1 protein-coding gene is annotated in these 525 nt (G+C 73.1%); it reads left to right on the top strand.

Features of this window, described 5'->3' with window-relative positions; all coding sequences use genetic code 11:
• Positions 1-72: 72 nt before the first annotated feature.
• Positions 73-525, top strand: a 453-nt coding sequence (locus FB586_RS18935) for an NAD(P)-dependent oxidoreductase (protein ID WP_136520873.1), incomplete at its 3' end; no start/stop codon positions are given.

Here is a 525-nt window from a genome sequence, read left to right as displayed (position 1 = left end):
TGGTGCTCACCGACGTCGCGCCCGACCTCGGCTGGCGCTGAGACCACCCCTCCACCAGAAGGAGCACATCAGATGGCACGCATCACCGTTCTCGGCGGCACCGGCTATGCCGGCGCCGCCCTCGTCGCCGAGGCCCGCAAGCGAGGCCACGACGTCACCGCTGTGAGCCGGTCCCGCCCGGACGCCCCGGTCGACGGGGTGTCCTACGTCGAGGGCTCGGTGCTCGATCCGGACGTGCTCGGCACGGCGGTCCAGGGAGCCGACGTGGTGGTGAGCGCGCTCTCCCCGCGCGGCGACATGGCCGGCCGGCTCGAGGGGGTCGTGGAGGACCTGGTCGCCCGCCTGTCCGGCACGCCGACCCGCTTCGGCTACGTCGGCGGTGCGTCGTCGCTGCTCGTCGAGGAGGGTGGACCGCGGCTCTGGGACGTCTCCGAGGCGCACATCCCGGACGACGTGAAGCCCGAGATCCGGACCGGCCTCGACACCCTGGAGATCCTGCAGGCGAGCCCGGATGGCCTCGACTGG

This window comes from Cellulomonas telluris, assembly GCF_004886325.1.
Taxonomy (GTDB): Bacteria; Actinomycetota; Actinomycetes; order Actinomycetales; family Cellulomonadaceae; genus Cellulomonas; species Cellulomonas telluris.
This window is presented reverse-complemented; position numbering and strand designations above follow the sequence as displayed.